The organism is Enterobacter sp. EGD-HP1 (genome assembly GCF_000733275.2).
In the GTDB taxonomy this organism is placed as follows: Bacteria; Pseudomonadota; Gammaproteobacteria; order Enterobacterales; family Enterobacteriaceae; genus Enterobacter.
Map to the genome: position 1 here is coordinate 262,262 of NZ_AVOP01000033.1, position 14,906 is coordinate 277,167.

General features: G+C 60.1%; 16 protein-coding genes. 14 read left to right on the forward strand and 2 right to left on the reverse strand.

All coding sequences use genetic code 11. The features are described from left to right. Nucleotides 1–20: 20 nt before the first annotated feature. From N037_RS18450 to N037_RS18480, 8 genes are all read left to right on the forward strand, one after another. Nucleotides 21–518 carry a Csu type fimbrial protein gene (locus N037_RS18450; RefSeq protein WP_023334404.1) on the forward strand — a complete coding sequence of 166 codons (498 nt, stop codon included), beginning with the start codon at nt 21–23 and terminating at the stop codon, nt 516–518. Between the two features lie 2 nt (nt 519–520). After that, nucleotides 521–1,297 carry a fimbrial biogenesis chaperone gene (locus N037_RS18455; protein ID WP_032642678.1) on the forward strand — a complete coding sequence of 259 codons (777 nt, stop codon included), beginning with the start codon at nt 521–523 and terminating at the stop codon, nt 1,295–1,297. Further along, nucleotides 1,218–2,312, forward strand: a complete 1,095-nt coding sequence (locus tag N037_RS25280; protein ID WP_231686697.1) for a hypothetical protein — start codon at nt 1,218–1,220, stop codon at nt 2,310–2,312. The genes N037_RS18455 and N037_RS25280 overlap by 80 nt, the downstream gene beginning before the upstream one ends. A 227-nt stretch (nt 2,313–2,539) precedes the next feature. Continuing rightward, a complete protein-coding gene (locus tag N037_RS25285; RefSeq protein WP_231686698.1) occupies nt 2,540–3,535 on the forward strand; it encodes a fimbria/pilus outer membrane usher protein in 996 nt (331 codons plus the stop codon). Then, nucleotides 3,526–4,482, forward strand: a complete 957-nt coding sequence (locus N037_RS18465) for a Csu type fimbrial protein (protein WP_032642679.1) — start codon at nt 3,526–3,528, stop codon at nt 4,480–4,482. Before N037_RS25285 ends, N037_RS18465 begins: the two co-directional genes overlap by 10 nt. 126 nt (nt 4,483–4,608) lie before the next feature. Further along, a complete protein-coding gene (locus tag N037_RS18470) occupies nt 4,609–5,349 on the forward strand; it encodes a winged helix-turn-helix domain-containing protein (protein WP_032642681.1) in 741 nt (246 codons plus the stop codon). A gap of 1 nt (nt 5,350) precedes the next feature. Beyond that, nucleotides 5,351–5,824 (forward strand): hypothetical protein, encoded by a 474-nt coding sequence (locus N037_RS18475; protein ID WP_023334399.1) that lies wholly within the window; start codon nt 5,351–5,353, stop codon nt 5,822–5,824. 29 nt (nt 5,825–5,853) lie between these two features. Further along, nucleotides 5,854–6,360, forward strand: a complete 507-nt coding sequence (locus N037_RS18480; protein WP_032642683.1) for a GNAT family N-acetyltransferase — start codon at nt 5,854–5,856, stop codon at nt 6,358–6,360. Nucleotides 6,361–6,722: 362 nt separating this feature from the next. Here N037_RS18480 and tsr read toward each other — a convergent pair whose 3' ends face one another. Both tsr and hpaR read right to left on the reverse strand, forming a co-directional pair. Next, nucleotides 6,723–8,387 (reverse strand): methyl-accepting chemotaxis protein, encoded by a 1,665-nt coding sequence (gene tsr / locus N037_RS18485; protein ID WP_023334397.1) that lies wholly within the window; start codon nt 8,385–8,387, stop codon nt 6,723–6,725. Nucleotides 8,388–8,470: 83 nt separating this feature from the next. Continuing rightward, a complete protein-coding gene (hpaR, locus tag N037_RS18490; RefSeq protein ID WP_023334396.1) occupies nt 8,471–8,911 on the reverse strand; it encodes a homoprotocatechuate degradation operon regulator HpaR in 441 nt (146 codons plus the stop codon). Between the two features lie 271 nt (nt 8,912–9,182). Here hpaR and hpaG point away from each other — a divergent pair, with 271 nt between their 5' ends. The 6 genes from hpaG (at nt 9,183) to hpaI (ending at nt 14,886) form a co-directional block, all read left to right on the forward strand. Continuing rightward, nucleotides 9,183–10,460, forward strand: coding sequence for a 4-hydroxyphenylacetate degradation bifunctional isomerase/decarboxylase (gene hpaG, locus N037_RS18495; RefSeq protein ID WP_032642685.1), 1,278 nt, complete (start codon nt 9,183–9,185; stop codon nt 10,458–10,460). Beyond that, nucleotides 10,457–11,923 carry a 5-carboxymethyl-2-hydroxymuconate semialdehyde dehydrogenase gene (hpaE, locus tag N037_RS18500; protein ID WP_032642687.1) on the forward strand — a complete coding sequence of 489 codons (1,467 nt, stop codon included), beginning with the start codon at nt 10,457–10,459 and terminating at the stop codon, nt 11,921–11,923. Before hpaG ends, hpaE begins: the two co-directional genes overlap by 4 nt. Before the next feature lie 2 nt (nt 11,924–11,925). Beyond that, nucleotides 11,926–12,777, forward strand: a complete 852-nt coding sequence (gene hpaD / locus N037_RS18505; protein WP_032642689.1) for a 3,4-dihydroxyphenylacetate 2,3-dioxygenase — start codon at nt 11,926–11,928, stop codon at nt 12,775–12,777. A gap of 9 nt (nt 12,778–12,786) precedes the next feature. Beyond that, a complete protein-coding gene (locus tag N037_RS18510; protein WP_032642691.1) occupies nt 12,787–13,167 on the forward strand; it encodes a 5-carboxymethyl-2-hydroxymuconate Delta-isomerase in 381 nt (126 codons plus the stop codon). Nucleotides 13,168–13,274: 107 nt separating this feature from the next. Further along, nucleotides 13,275–14,078 (forward strand): 2-oxo-hept-4-ene-1,7-dioate hydratase, encoded by an 804-nt coding sequence (hpaH, locus tag N037_RS18515; protein WP_023615753.1) that lies wholly within the window; start codon nt 13,275–13,277, stop codon nt 14,076–14,078. A 10-nt stretch (nt 14,079–14,088) separates the two neighbouring features. After that, a complete protein-coding gene (gene hpaI / locus N037_RS18520) occupies nt 14,089–14,886 on the forward strand; it encodes a 4-hydroxy-2-oxoheptanedioate aldolase (protein WP_032642693.1) in 798 nt (265 codons plus the stop codon). The last annotated feature ends 20 nt before the right edge of the window (nt 14,887–14,906 follow it).

The following is a 14,906-nucleotide window of genomic DNA, read 5'->3' on the forward strand; positions in this document are numbered from 1 at the left end:
TCACGTCAGGAAATAAGATCATGAAAATTATCACCACTGCTGTATGTTGTTCCGCTCTCCTGCTTCCTGCCGCCGCGATCGCCGCAGACAGTACCGCAAGCGCGACGATGCACGTCTCACTTGAGGTCGTGAAGTCGTGCACCCTCAAAGCCAACGACCTCAATTTCGCGCGCCACGGCTCGGATGAATCAAGCGAAATACAGGCCAGCACGCAGGTCGATATTGTCTGTACCAACGGTACCCCGTTCACTCTCTCCGCCACCAGCAACGACAGCAGCGAGAACGGCACCTTCTGGCTGAAGCCGGAAAACGGTGAAACGGGCGCACAGAAGATTGCCTGGAAACTCTTTGCTGACGAGGGCAAACAGACGCAAATCACCAGCACCGATGGGCTAACCGACACCGGCAACGGTCAGGAGCAGAAAGAGACGCTCTATGGCGTGATTGACGCAGGCGCCCTGACGACCGCACAGGCAGGCGCCTACAGCGACGACATCACCTTAAACCTGGTGTACTGATCGTGCGTCGCTATCTTCCCTGCCTCATTCTGTGGCTCATGATGCTGACGCTGCTGTCACGCTACGCGCTGGCCGCCACGCTGCAGGTGGCGCCCGTCACGCTCGATCTGCAAAGCGGTCAAAGAGCAACAGCGGTCACCCTCAGCAACACTGGGAAAGCGGCCATTCATGCGCAGATACGGGTGTACGAATGGACCCAGAAAAACGGTCAGGATGTCTTAGTCGCCACCAATGAGGTCGTCAGCAGCCCGGCGATGACCGCGCTGGCGCCGGGCCAGCAGCAGCTGGTGCGCATTATCGTCATGCAGCCTGGCATCCATACACAGGAGCAAAGTTACCGGCTGGTCATCGACGAACTGCCGGACGCCACGTCCCGTGCCGCCAATCCCAATGCGGTGCACTTCCTGCTGCGCTATTCGATTCCGGTATTCATTGCCGGACCCCAGAATGCCCCCGTCGGCCACGATGCCCTGAGCTGTGAACAGGCGGACAGCCCGGCGACGATCCGCTGCTATAACGCCGGAAAAAGCCATATTCGCCTGAGCCATCTTGAGGCCCTGACGGCCAGTGGGCAGGTTGCGGGATCGGTTAAAGGACTGGCGGGCTATGTACTGCCGGGACAGACCGCCCTTGTGAAACTTAAGCAAGCGTCACGCCATACGCTCAGCGCGTTACGCGTCTACCTCAACGATGACCACCATGCCAGCCAGATACCCCTGCGCCCCCTCGCTTCTCGCGCTCCTGCTTTGGCTACCGTTGATGCTGTCAGCCCGCACTGAAGGACCCGCCAACACCGTACAATGGCTGGCCATCACCGTGAATCACGCCCCGCAAGGGGATCTGTGGGCCTGCCGGGTGGTGGACGATGCGCTGTGGATGAGCGACAGCGATATCAAAAAACTGGGGCTCCGCGCCCCGGACCATCGCGCCGGATGGGTAGAACTCACTGCCCTGCCGGGCCTGAAGGTTGATATCGACCTGCTTGCCCAGCAGGTGGCGATTACGGCCGAGGCAAAGGCGCTCGCCGGAGAGCAGCATCTGACGTTCGAAAAATCGTCCCCGCAGTACGCCTATCCTGAGGCCCAGCCCATCAGCGCGTTTACGCTCGGCTACGCCCTCTACACCAGCGATGCGCAGGGTAAACGCCAGCTGAATGCCCAGACCCAGCTGACCGCGTCCGGGCTGCTGCCCGGAACGTTCAGCAGCAGCTTTTCAAGCCATGCCGGTGAGGAAAACAGCGCCGGTCGACCTGCCCACACGCGTCTCGAAACCCGCTGGCAGTGGGACAACACCGATTCGCTGACTACCCTTGCGCTGGGCGACAGCATCACCACCGGTACCCGCTGGAGTCGGCAGGTGCGCTTTGGCGGGCTGCACTGGGCGCGTAATTTTGAACTCGATCCGCAGCTCAATACTGAACCGCGCAGCCGCTACAGCGACACGGCCGTGCTGCCTTCCACGGTCGATTTGTATATCGACGGCCTTAAGCAGAGCAGCCAGCGCGTGACGCCGGGGGCGTTTACGCTGGATACTCTGCCGGCCTTCACCGGAAGCGGGCAGGCGCAGGTGGTCATTACCGACATCAACGGCCAGCGTCGCACCGTACAGCTCGACGTGTACGGCGCACCGTACAGCTCGACGTGTACGGCGCACCGGGAATGCTGGCCGAAGGGCTCAGCAGCGGCTCGCTGGATATCGGCTGGATGCGGCAAAACTACGCCCAGCGCTCCGACGACTACGCCGCGTCGCCGATGCTCGACGCCGGCTGGCGCTATGGGGTCAATAACCACCTGACGCTGGCGCTGCATACGGAGCAGCAGCGTAAACTGCGCAATCTCGGGACAGGCGTTGACTGGTTGATATCCCCCGACGCAGGCATTATCAGCCAGCACGTCGCGGCGAGCGACAGCCCCTACGGTCAGGGAATGCAGTGGGGCCTTGGCTGGCAGTGGAACGGCGGCGGGACGGGCATTTCTGCCAGCACCGTGCGTACCGATGCCGCCTTCGCCGATAATGCCCGCATGAGCGGTGCCGTACCCGTCAGGCGCAGCGATAGCGTGTGGCTAAGCCATTCATTCTCCCACGTCGGTACGCCGGGCGTGGGCTGGGTACAACAAGACATTCAGGGCAACAAACAACGCTATCTCAACGCCTCCTGGTCCGTTTTTTTACCGGCGCATCTCTCCGCCACGCTGAGCTATACCCGCTCGTTTACGGACGCGTCGAGCAACGTTCAGCTTATGCTCTCTCTCCCGTTGGGCCGCCAGGACACCCTCTCACTCCAGGCCAGCCAGGACTCTCCGCGCATGGACTATCGCCATCAGCCAGACGATCGGACCGGCGGCTGGTCATGGCAGCTGGGGCAAAGCGTTGGTGAACGCCGGGAAAAGTATGCTGACGTGGGCTATCTGGGCCACGCCGGAGAGTGGCATGTGGGGCTGGAGCAAGGCGCTAGCGTAGGTAATCAGTATGCCTCAGCCGAAGGCAGCCTGACGCTGCTGGATAATAGCCTGCACGCCTTGCGCAACAGCGAGCAGGGCCTGGCACTGGTCTCTACGCGCGGCATCGGGCACGTACCGGTGATGCTGGAAAACCGCCCAGCCGGTGAAACGGATGAGGATGGTTATCTCCTGCTGACCGACCTGCCGCGTTACCACAACAGCAAAGTGAGCATTAACCCGCTCGATCTGCCTGCCGATGTGATTGCTCCCGTCACCGACATGCATGCCAGACCGGGCAACAGCAGCGCGGTCAAAGTCGATTTTAACGTCCATCACGCCGTCACGGTTCAGGCCAGGCTGGTCGACGGTCGCGGCAGGCCGCTCCCGCTGGGCAGCGTCGTATCAACGCCGCAGGGTGCCACCATCGTGGGACGCGACGGCTTTATCTGGCTTGAAGATCCGCCCCTGCCAGGTGAACTGATGGTGAAGACCGGTGAGGGAGAGTGCCGGGTCACGCTTCCGGCGCCGCGTACCGCGTCATCTATACAGAATATCGGAGAACAGCTGTGTCATTAAGAGCGCCGTTATTATTGCTGCTCGTCCTGTCCGTGAAGGCGATGGCGGCAGCCTGCTGGATAACCTCTACGCCCGCCATTAACTTTGGCAACGTCGTGGCGGGCAATGCCACCTCCGTCAACACCGAGGTAAAATTTAGCTGCCAGGCCGACAACGAGGGCAGGACGGAATATATCAACGTCTGCCTGAGCAGCGTAGACGCCCCGCCCTTTGAGATGATCTCGCCGGGGGACCAGGAGGGGAAACAGTACACCCTCCTCTTCCGCCTGCTTAACGGCGCAGCGCGCGCTCAGGAGCTGGGGCCTGCCGGCAGCGGGAACCTGATTCAGCAGACCCTGGCCGCGGAAAGCAATGCCAACGTCAGCGGTACCTTTCCGCTTATCGCTACCATTCCGGCAGGGCAAAGCCAGCTTCCGGCCTACCACTATTACAACTACAACATGAATCTGCGCATCGCCTGGCACAGCGCCATGCGTCAGGATGCGCTGCAAAACTGCTCGGACGGTTCCGCAGAGGGAGAGCAGGTGCAGGGCGGCACCAACGCGCAGGCCGAAATCAGCCAGGGATGCTACATCGAGCGCGTGACTCCGCTTAACTTCGGTACCCTGACCAGCACCGCGACCCTGCGCCCGACGCGATCCTCCGCCACCCTCACCACGCGCTGTCCGGCCGGAACCGCGTTCACCCTTGCCATGGGCAAAGGCAACCATGCCAGCGGTAATCAGCGTCAGCTCTGCAACAACGAGGGGCAGTGCCTGCGCTACGGGCTCTGGCAGGATGAGGCGGCCACGCAACGCTGGGGGGATCAAAGCAGCGGCGATGCGCTGCAGGTCACCCATCCCGCTGGCGGCACCCAGAACTACACCGTTTACGGCGAAGTCCCGGCACAGCCGCTAACCGGTACCGGGGAATTTATTGATGACGTGATTATCACGCTGACTTATTAAACCACCCAAAATCCTGTCTGGATCAATGTTATCGGTAACAGTGGCGTTAAAATAGCCAGCAGTGCTGCCCGGAAGGCATAAACCTTCTCTTTTTATTTGTTATCTCTGTCTGTATTACAACAACTTATGAAATACCTGCTTGCTGACGCCATCGTCTATAACGACGAGGACGGTTCTGTTTCTCTTATCAATGCGCCGGATGAGGATGCGCAGGTCCTCACCTGCACGGCCAATACCATCCTGAGACTGCTGGTTCAGCATCATGGGAACGTGGTCGAACGGGAAACCTTTCTGCATGAAGTCTGGGATCGGCGAGGGCTCCAGGGGTCTAACAACTCCTTAAACCAGTACATCAGCATTCTGCGCAAGATGCTGGCGACCCTGCTTCCCGACGAGCTGTTTATCGTTACCGTACCGAAAACGGGCTTTATGCTCAGCGCAGACGTTACGGTCACCCCGCTTGAGGAAGCCCCACCGGCCGACGAAAAGGCGAAACCTGCCTGGCGCGTTCGCCCGGAATGGCTGTTCTGCGGCGCACTCACGCTGGTCGTCGTCGCGCTGTGCATCGGGATCGCGCTCATCAAGCCAGAAAACTCGCAGAGGGAGATCCACCTGCTGACCCATATCGGCACCTGTCCGGTCTACACCTTTACGCCGCTGGCGGACGTGTTCCATGAGAAGGCGATTGGGCTGGCGCAGACGCTTCAGCAGGACGGCCATCTTCCGTGCCTGAAAAATTCCATTTTCTACATGCACATTCAGAGAACGCTTTTCTACGGCCACGAAGGGCGGCTGGTACTCTCCCAATGTTCGCTCACGCGGGGTAAAGCCAGCGCCTGTCGTACGCTTTACTATTACGAGTGGTGATATGAGACACAAAAAAGTTTGGCTAATTCTGATCCTGAACCTGCTGTTGCTGGGCGCCGCGCTGGCGTGGTACTTCCACACGCCCCCGCTCTCGGTAGCCTGCGATGGAAACCTGACCTTCTCCGACAGGCGCGACAGCCACGACTTCACCTTTGACGGCGAGATCATTATGCGTTTTCATCCCGACAAAACGGGGTACATCACGCTAAACGGCAGCGTGGTGAATGCACCGCGCAGCTGGGAGGTTTCCCGCCAGGAAATGTTTAAATGGCGTCACGTGGAGGGCGAGCTGTATGAGATTGTCATTCAAAAAGTGGAGCGTTTTAGCCACGATGCCATGCCGCCAGGCGTCTTTGAAAAGTACGTCGCGGGCCTGACGCTGGGCAATAAAAGGCTTCTGACGATAGAGCGCACGCCGGAAGACGCGCTGGTGATCAGCAATTTTTACTCGCCGGTGCTGATCTGCTCGGAATAGTGTCGACGGGTCAGGCTATACTTCCCGCCATGAATATTCGCATTCGCCCCACCACCCTCAACGACATTATCGCCCTGCCCGCCATTGAACGCGCGGCGGGCGAGCGCTTTCGTGAAAGCCCGGATCTCGCCTGGCTTGCCGACGGCGAGGTCATTTACGCTGAGCAGCACCTTGAGTATGTCGAACGTGGGCTAAGCTGGGTGGCGCTGGCGAACGACCAGCCCGTCGGGTTTATCCTTGCCGAGGCCCATCCTTCATCACTGTTTATTGTCGAACTTTCGGTTGATCTGGACTGGCAGGGAAAAGGGATCGGCAGGCAACTCATCGCCTGCGCGGCAGACCATGCCCGCACGCTGGGGCTGGCGTCGCTGACGTTGACGACGTTCCTGGACGTACCGTGGAATGCGCCGTTCTATGCAAAGCTGGGATTTGAATACGTCACTGAACTCACGCCCGAACTGCGTGAAAAACGTGAAGAAGAAGCAGCGCACGGCTTAGCGTATGAAACGCGCTGCGCCATGCGCCTGCCTCTGTAATATCGCCCGGTGGCGCTGCGCTTACCGGGCCTACAAAACCCTGAACCGTAGGCCGGGTAAGGCGCAGCCGCCACCCGGCAAAACCACGAACCGTAGGCCGGGTAAGGCATAGCCGCCACCCGGCAAAACCACGAACCGTAGGCCGGGTAAGGCGCAGCCGCCACCCGGCAAAACCACGAAACGTAGGCCGGGTAAGGCGTAGCCGCCATCCGGCAAAACCACGAAACGTAGGCCGGGTAAGGCGTAGCCGCCACCCGGCAAAACCACGAACCGTAGGCCGGGTAAGGCGTAGCCGCCATCCGGCAAAACCACGAAACGTAGGCCGGGTAAGGCGTAGCCGCCACCCGGCACAACGCACCGAGTTAGAACGTTTCCCAGTTATCGCCTGAATCGGCCGTCGCGGTTTTACGCGCCATCACGGGCGTGGAAACCGCTTTAGCCGCAGCGAATTCGCGCGCTTTCATCTGCTCCTGCTGAATGCGGAACACCGCCACGGCCTGCGTCAGACGGCTCGCCTGCTCTTCCAGGGCGGCCGCCGCTGCGGCTGATTCCTCAACCAGCGAGGCGTTCTGCTGGGTCACGCGATCCATCTCCGCGACCGCCAGGCCGACCTGATCGATACCGCGACTCTGCTCGTCAGACGCAGACGCAATTTCACCCATGATGTCCGTTACGCGGGTTACCGCATTCACGATCTCACCCATGGTTTCACCGGCGCTTTCCACCAGCGTCGAGCCGACTTCCACGCGGCCCACGGAGTCTTCAATCAGGCTCTTGATTTCACGAGCCGCCTGGGCGCTGCGCTGGGCCAGGTTACGCACTTCACCTGCCACCACCGCAAAGCCACGGCCCTGCTCGCCCGCACGCGCCGCTTCTACCGCCGCGTTCAGTGCCAGAATGTTGGTCTGGAAAGCAATGCCGTCGATCACGCTGATAATATCGGCAATTTTCTGCGAACTGCCCGCGATATCGCGCATGGTCTGCACCACATTATCCACCACTTTGCCGCCTTTCTGCGCGGTTTCAGAGGCGCTCAGCGCAAGATGACTCGCCTGACGGGCGTTTTCGGCGTTCTGCTTAACGGTCGCCGTCAGCTGCTCCATGCTGGCAGCGGTCTCTTCCAGGGAAGCGGCCTGCTGTTCAGTACGGGAGGAGAGGTCGTTGTTGCCCATCGCAATTTCGCTCGCGCCGCTGTAGATAGCGTTCGCGCCGTTACGCACGTCGCCGACGGTACGCACCAGCTCACCCTGCATATGGCGCAGCGAGTCGGCCAGTTCACCCATCTCGTTGGTGCCCTGAACCTCAATGCGCTTCACCAGGTCGCCGCTGGCGATATGACGAATGTTGTCGATCAGACGATTCAGCGGAGAGATCAGCGTCTGCTTGATGTTCAGCCAGACGGCCACAATCACCACCAGCACGGCAATCAGGACGCTGATCAGCACCCAGATAGCCTGCGTGTAAGAGCTGTTACTGTCTTTGACCGCCGTTTCGTACAGCTTGTCGTTCTGCTGCAGGTAGCTCACGTACTGCTTCTCAAAACCGTCCTGATAGCTCTGGGTCGGCTGGTCGAAGAAGGCGTTGATTTTGCCTGCACCCAGCAGCTGAATCAGCTCCGCCAGCGCGCCGTGGTAAATATCATAGTTACGCTTGATCTCCATGGCATCCGCATCGCTTTGACGCGGATCGCGCGGCAGGGCTTCGTAGGCAGCCCAGTTCTTTTCCGCCTGTTTCAGAGACGTAGACGCGATTTGCATCAAATCGTTAACGGTCGCGCCGCTGCCGATATTGCTCTGATCCATCATGTAGCGAATACCCGCACGGTTCAGGGTATTACGGGTTTGCAGCAACGCGACCCAGCTGGCGTTCAGCGTGGACTGTTGCTGGCGAATGGTTTGCAGGACGGTGAAATTCTCTTTGTCATTCTTAAGGGCATTAAAGAAAAGACCACCGGATGTGAGTTGTAAAAGGCCAAATATCGCTAAAACCAGCATTAAGCTGGTGACAATCTTGATACGGTTTAACATGTTTTCTCTTTCCTCAGACAGATACAGAATTTTCGGCCTGGAAAGAGAAAACTTTACGAAAATCATCCTGGAATTTGGGGTTTTTACTCTTCTTCCCGCGCTGCGTTATGCCGGTTTCCGAGTTCAATAAACTCTTCCAGCAGCGCCGTCAGCTGTTTCATCTTCTCCGGCGTGTATTCCGCCTCAATTTGCTGATACGCCTCTTCGACCTGCGCCTGGGCGTGTTCATACAGCGCATTCCCCTCTTTGGTCAGCGACACGTACAGCTTGCGCTGGTCGTTCACCGGCTTTAAGCGCAGCACCAGGCCGTCGCGCTCCATGCGCGTCAGAATACCGGTCAGGCTCGGGCGCAAAATGCAGGTGCGAAACGCCAGATCGTGAAAATCCATCGACGGATGCTCAGCCAGCACGCGCACAATGCGCCACTGCTGCTCGGTCAGATTATGGCGCTTTACGATCGGGCGGAAGTACGACATCGCCGCTTCCCGCGCCTGCAGCAGCGCGATGGTTAATGAATCATGCATAGCCTCTCCCCTTCACATCATTAACAAGTAAACAATCACTAAAAGATGCTTTTATAAACAACAGGTTTTCCGTCAAAAAGTCTAACAGAAACCATTAAATTTTATTAACCATATGATTTAAATATAAATAAAATTCAACATGTAAATTTATTGTTATTCATATCACAAATTTTTCACTTCTGATTGCGAAATAAACAGCAAAAGCATAAAACCAGATCATTAACATATTAACGAAATCATAACCCGGACCACCGGGCTGAGGAGTATGTGAATGAAAGGTACCGTTTTTGCCGTCGCCCTCAACCATCGAAGCCAGCATGAAGCCTGGCGTGAGGCGTTTGAAAAAGCCCCCTACACCACGCCGCCGAAAACAGCCGTGTGGTTTATCAAGCCGCATAACACGGTGATCCGTGCAGGCGAGCCGATCCCCTTCCCGCGGGGGGAAACGGTGCTCAGCGGCGCGACGGTGGCGCTGGTGGTGGGCAAAACCGCCAGCAAAGTGTGCGTGGAGGACGCCGCGGACTACATCGCGGGATACGCGCTGGCCAACGAGGTGAGCCTGCCGGAAGAGAGCTTCTACCGCCCGGCCATCAAGGCCAAATGCCGGGACGGATTTTGCCCGCTCGGCGAACCTGTCGCCATTGATAACGTGGATAGCCTGACCATCATCACCGAGATTAACGGTCGCGAAGCGGACCACTGGAACACGGCCGATCTTCAGCGCAGCGCCGCCGAACTGCTGAGCGCCCTGAGCGAGTTCGCCACCCTCAATCCCGGCGATGCGATCCTGCTCGGTACCCCGCAAAGCCGCGTTGAGCTGCGCCCGGGCGATCGCGTGCGTATCCTGGCGGAAGGTTTTCCGGCGCTGGAGAACCCGGTGGTGGATGAACGCGACGTCGCTATCGCCCACGGCGCGCATCCGCACCCCACGCTGTTTGCCCTCGGCCTGAACTATGCCGATCACGCCAGCGAGCTGGACTTCAAGCCGCCCACCGAGCCGCTGGTATTTATCAAAGCGCCAAACACCTTCAACGGCGACAACCAGACGTCGGTGCGCCCGAACAATATCGAATACATGCACTACGAAGCGGAGCTGGTGGTGGTCATCGGTAAAACCGCGCGTAAGGTTAGTGAAGCCGAGGCGATGGACTACGTGGCGGGCTATACGGTCTGCAACGACTACGCCATCCGCGACTACCTGGAGAACTACTACCGCCCGAATCTGCGGGTGAAAAGCCGCGACGGGCTGACCCCCATTTCCCCCCACATCGTGCCGAAAGAAGCCATTCCCGACCCGCACAACCTCGCCCTGCGCACCTTCGTTAACGGCGAGCTGCGTCAGGAAGGCACCACGGCGGATCTGATCTTCAGCATTCCGTTCCTGATTGCATACCTGAGCGATTTTATGACCCTGCAGCCTGGCGACATGATTGCCACCGGCACGCCGAAGGGGCTGTCCGACGTGGTACCGGGGGATGAAGTGGTAGTAGAAGTGGAGGGCGTGGGGCGCCTGGTGAACCGAATTGTCAGCGAGGAGACTGCAAAATGAAAAAGATTAACCACTGGATCAACGGTAAAAACGTTGCCGGAAGCGAGTACTTCCACACCACCAACCCGGCTTCCGGCGAGGTGCTGGCAGAAGTCGCCGCCGGCGGTGAAGCTGAGGTTCATCAGGCCGTTGCCGCCGCCAAAGAGGCGTTCCCGAAGTGGGCTAACCTGCCGATGAAGGAGCGCGCGCGCCTGATGCGTCGTCTGGGCGACCTGATCGACCAGAACGTGCCCGAGATCGCCGCCATGGAAACCGCCGACACCGGCCTGCCGATCCACCAGACCAAAAACGTGCTTATTCCGCGCGCCTCGCACAACTTCGAGTTCTTCGCCGAGGTGTGCCAGCAGATGAACGGCAAAACCTACCCGGTCGACGACAAGATGCTCAACTACACCCTGGTGCAGCCGGTGGGCGTCTGCGCGCTGGTGTCGCCGTGGAACGTGCCGTTTATGACCGCCACCTGGAAGGTCGCGCCGTGCCTGGCGCTGGGTAACACCGCGGTGCTGAAGATGTCCGAACTCTCCCCTCTGACCGCCGACCGCCTGGGCGAGCTGGCGCTGGAGGCGGGTATTCCGGCAGGCGTGCTGAACGTGGTGCAGGGTTATGGAGCCACGGCAGGCGACGCGCTGGTGCGCCATCATGACGTGCGCGCCGTCTCCTTCACAGGCGGCACCGCCACCGGGCGCAACATCATGAAAAACGCCGGGCTGAAGAAATACTCCATGGAGCTGGGCGGCAAATCCCCTGTGCTGATTTTTGAAGATGCCGACATCGAGCGCGCGCTGGATGCCGCCCTGTTCACCATCTTCTCCATCAACGGCGAGCGCTGCACCGCAGGCTCGCGCATCTTTATCCAGCAGAGCATCTACCCGGAATTCGTCAAGCGTTTTGCCGAGCGCGCCAACCGCCTGCGCGTGGGCGACCCGACCGATCCGAACACCCAGATTGGCGCACTCATCAGCCAACAGCACTGGGAGAAAGTTTCCGGCTACATCCGGCTCGGCATTGAAGAAGGCGCGACCCTGCTGGCGGGCGGGCCGGACAAGCCGGGCGATCTGCCTGCGCACCTGAAGGGCGGCAACTTCCTGCGGCCAACCGTGCTGGCGGACGTCGACAACCGCATGCGCGTGGCGCAGGAGGAGATCTTCGGGCCGGTGGCCTGCCTGCTGCCGTTTAAGGACGAAGCGGAAGGCCTGCGCCTGGCGAACGACGTGGAGTACGGCCTGGCGTCGTACATCTGGACCCAGGACGTCAGCAAGGTGCTCCGCCTGGCGCGCAGCATCGAAGCGGGCATGGTGTTCGTCAACACCCAGAACGTGCGCGACCTGCGCCAGCCGTTTGGCGGCGTGAAGGCCTCCGGCACCGGCCGCGAGGGCGGCGAGTACAGCTTCGAAGTGTTCGCGGAGATGAAGAACGTCTGCATCTCCATGGGCGACCATCCGATTCCAAAGTGGGGGATCTGATCATGGGTAAATTAGCGTTAGCGGCAAAAATCACCCACGTTCCGTCAATGTACCTCTCCGAGCTGCCGGGGAAAAACCACGGCTGCCGCCAGTCGGCCATCGACGGGCATAAAGAGATCAGCAAGCGCTGCCGGGAGCTGGGCGTGGACACCATCATCGTCTTCGACACCCACTGGCTGGTGAACAGCGCCTACCACATCAACTGTGCGGACCATTTTTCGGGCGTCTACACCAGCAACGAGCTGCCGCACTTTATTCGCGACATGACTTACGACTACGACGGCAACCCGGAACTCGGCCAACTGATAGCCGACGAGGCGGTGAAGCTTGGCGTGCGCGCCAAAGCGCACAACATTCCGAGCCTGAAGCTCGAGTACGGCACGCTGGTGCCGATGCGCTACATGAACGCGGATAAGCACTTCAGGGTGGTCTCCATCTCGGCGTTCTGCACGGTTCACGACTTCGCCGACAGCCGCAGGCTGGGCGAGGCCATCGTCAGCGCCATCGAAAAATACGACGGCACCGTGGCGGTCCTCGCCAGCGGCTCGCTGTCGCACCGCTTTATCGATGACCAGCGCGCCGAGGAAGGAATGAACAGCTACACCCGCGAGTTTGACCGCCAGATGGACGAGCGCGTGGTGAAGCTGTGGCGCGAGGGGCAGTTCAAAGAGTTTTGCAGCATGCTGCCGGAATACGCCGACTACTGCTACGGCGAGGGCAACATGCACGACACGGTAATGCTGCTGGGCATGCTCGGCTGGGACAACTACGACGGCAAGGTGGAGTTTCTCACCGAGCTGTTCGCCAGCTCCGGTACCGGCCAGGTTAACGCCGTTTTCCCGCTGCCCGCATAAGGAGCCACCATGCCGCACTTTATTGCTGAATGTACCGACAACATCCGCGAGCAGGCCGACCTGCCGGGGCTGTTCGCCAAAGTCAACGAGGCGCTCGCCGCCACGGGCATCTTCCCCCTCGGCGGTATCCGCAGCCGCGCCCACTGGCTGGACACCTGGCAGATGGCCGACGGCAGGCACGATTACGCCTTTGTGCATATGACGCTGAAGATTGGTTCCGGGCGCAGCCTGGAGAGCCGGGAAGAGGTCGGTGAAATGCTGTTTGCGCTGATCAAAACGCACTTCGCGGAGCTAATGGCGGGCCGTTATCTGGCGCTCTCTTTCGCCATGGAAGAACTCGATCCGACGCTGAACTACAAACAAAACAACGTGCACGCATTGTTTAAGTAGACATCTTTTTCGCCCGGTGGCGCTTCGCTTACCGGGCCTACAACGGCTCGAACGTAGGCCGGGTAAGCGAAGCGCCACCCGGCACCAGCCGCACAAAGGATATCGCCATGCTCGACAAACATACCCATACCCTGATCGCCCATCGCCTGCATCAGGCGGAACAATCCCGGGAGCAGATCCGCGCGATCTCGCTGGACTATCCGGAGATCACGATTGAAGACGCCTACGCCGTTCAGCGCGAATGGGTCAGCCTGAAGATTGCCGAAGGCCGCGTGCTGAAAGGCCACAAGATTGGCCTGACCTCGAAAGCGATGCAGGCCAGCTCGCAGATTAGCGAACCGGACTACGGCGCGCTGCTGGACGACATGTTCTTCCACGACGGCAGCGACATTCCCGTGGATCGCTTTATCGTCCCACGCATCGAGGTAGAGCTGGCGTTCGTGCTGGCAAAACCGCTGCGCGGCCCGAACTGCACCATCTTCGACGTCTACAACGCTACGGACTACGTGATACCCGCGCTGGAGCTGATCGATGCCCGCTGCCACAACGTTGACCCGGAAACCCAGCGTCCGCGCAAGGTATTCGACACCATCTCCGATAACGCCGCCAACGCGGGGGTGATCCTCGGTGGCCGCCCGATTAAGCCCGACGCGCTGGATCTGCGCTGGATCTCCGCCCTGCTCTACCGCAACGGCGTGATCGAAGAGACCGGCGTGGCCGCAGGCGTGCTTAACCACCCGGCGAACGGCGTGGCGTGGCTGGCAAACAAGCTGGCGCCGTACGACGTGCAGCTTGAGCCTGGCCAGATCGTTCTCGGCGGCTCGTTTACCCGCCCGGTGCCCGCCAGCAGAGGCGACACCTTCCACGTGGACTACGGCAACATGGGCTCCATCAGCTGCCGCTTTGTGTAAGGAGACAACCATGCAAAACGCATTTAAAGCGGCGCTGAAGGCAGGCCGTCCGCAAATTGGCTTATGGCTGGGGCTCACCAGCAGCTACAGCGCCGAACTGCTGGCCGGAGCAGGCTTCGACTGGCTGCTGATCGACGGCGAGCACGCGCCGAACAGCGTGCAGACCGTCTTAACCCAATTACAGGCCATCGCGCCGTACGCCAGCCAGCCGGTGGTGCGCCCGTCGTGGAACGATCCGGTGCAGATCAAGCAGCTGCTGGACGTGGGCACGCAAACTCTGCTGGTGCCGATGGTGCAAAACGCCGACGAAGCGCGGCTGGCGGTACGTGCCACCCGCTACCCGCCCGCGGGCATTCGCGGCGTCGGCAGCGCCCTGGCGCGCGCCTCGCGCTGGAACCGCATCCCGGATTACCTCCAGCAGGCTAACGACGCCATGTGCGTGCTGGTGCAGATCGAAACCCGCGAGGCATTGAAAAACCTGCCGCAGATCCTGGACGTGGAAGGGGTCGACGGCGTGTTTATCGGCCCGGCGGATCTGAGCGCCGACATGGGCTTTGCCGGCAATCCGCAGCACCCGGAGGTGCAGGCCGCCATCGAGCAGGCGATCGCGCAGATTCGTGCGGCCGGTAAAGCGCCCGGCATCCTGATGGCGAACGAGGCGCTGGCAAAACGCTATCTCGACCTCGGCGCGCTGTTTGTTGCCGTCGGCGTTGACACCACCCTGCTCGCCCGCAGCGCGGAAGCGCTGGCGGCACGCTTTATCGAACAACCGGTTACGTCAGTTAATAACAATAAATCCGTCTACTAAACGTAAGATCTGGAGCGCAC

Coding starts and splice junctions, on each gene's coding strand:
- N037_RS18450 (WP_023334404.1), top strand. CDS start 21: ATGAAAATTATCACCACTGCTGTATGTTGTTCCGCTCTCCTGCTTCCT.
- N037_RS25280 (WP_231686697.1), top strand. CDS start 1,218: ATGCCAGCCAGATACCCCTGCGCCCCCTCGCTTCTCGCGCTCCTGCTT.
- N037_RS25285 (WP_231686698.1), top strand. CDS start 2,540: ATGAGCGGTGCCGTACCCGTCAGGCGCAGCGATAGCGTGTGGCTAAGC.
- N037_RS18470 (WP_032642681.1), top strand. CDS start 4,609: ATGAAATACCTGCTTGCTGACGCCATCGTCTATAACGACGAGGACGGT.
- N037_RS18475 (WP_023334399.1), top strand. CDS start 5,351: ATGAGACACAAAAAAGTTTGGCTAATTCTGATCCTGAACCTGCTGTTG.
- N037_RS18480 (WP_032642683.1), top strand. CDS start 5,854: ATGAATATTCGCATTCGCCCCACCACCCTCAACGACATTATCGCCCTG.
- tsr (WP_023334397.1), bottom strand. CDS start 8,387: ATGTTAAACCGTATCAAGATTGTCACCAGCTTAATGCTGGTTTTAGCG.
- hpaR (WP_023334396.1), bottom strand. CDS start 8,911: ATGCATGATTCATTAACCATCGCGCTGCTGCAGGCGCGGGAAGCGGCG.
- hpaG (WP_032642685.1), top strand. CDS start 9,183: ATGAAAGGTACCGTTTTTGCCGTCGCCCTCAACCATCGAAGCCAGCAT.
- hpaE (WP_032642687.1), top strand. CDS start 10,457: ATGAAAAAGATTAACCACTGGATCAACGGTAAAAACGTTGCCGGAAGC.
- hpaD (WP_032642689.1), top strand. CDS start 11,926: ATGGGTAAATTAGCGTTAGCGGCAAAAATCACCCACGTTCCGTCAATG.
- N037_RS18510 (WP_032642691.1), top strand. CDS start 12,787: ATGCCGCACTTTATTGCTGAATGTACCGACAACATCCGCGAGCAGGCC.
- hpaH (WP_023615753.1), top strand. CDS start 13,275: ATGCTCGACAAACATACCCATACCCTGATCGCCCATCGCCTGCATCAG.
- hpaI (WP_032642693.1), top strand. CDS start 14,089: ATGCAAAACGCATTTAAAGCGGCGCTGAAGGCAGGCCGTCCGCAAATT.